The organism is Streptomyces sp. SID11385, from assembly GCF_010548245.1.
Taxonomy (GTDB): Bacteria; Actinomycetota; Actinomycetes; order Streptomycetales; family Streptomycetaceae; genus Streptomyces.
On the sequence record NZ_JAAGLR010000806.1, the window covers coordinates 1 to 290 of the forward strand.

A 290-nucleotide genomic window follows, 5' to 3' on the forward strand; every position below is an offset into this window, starting at 1 on the left:
ACCGGCAAGGTGGTCGCGAACGAGGAGGCCGAGCAGACCGAGCGCAGCCTGAGCAGCCTCAACAGGCTGCTGCTCGGCTTCGCGGGCATCGCCCTGTTCGTCGGCATCTTCCTGATCGCCAACACCTTCACCATGCTGGTCGCCCAGCGCACCAAGGAGCTGGCGCTGCTGCGTGCCGTCGGCGCCTCGCGCCGCCAGGTCAAGCGCTCGGTGCTGCTCGAAGCGGCCGTGGTCGGTGTGATCGCGTCCGTCATCGGCTTCGCGCTGGGCATCGGTCTCGCCACCGGGCT

Annotated in this window: 1 protein-coding gene; it reads left to right on the forward strand. The window is 69.3% G+C overall.

The genetic code is table 11. The annotated features are described in order from the left end of the window. Positions 1-290: FtsX-like permease family protein (locus tag G3I42_RS24615; protein ID WP_164289389.1), on the forward strand; the 290-nt coding region annotated here is incomplete at both ends.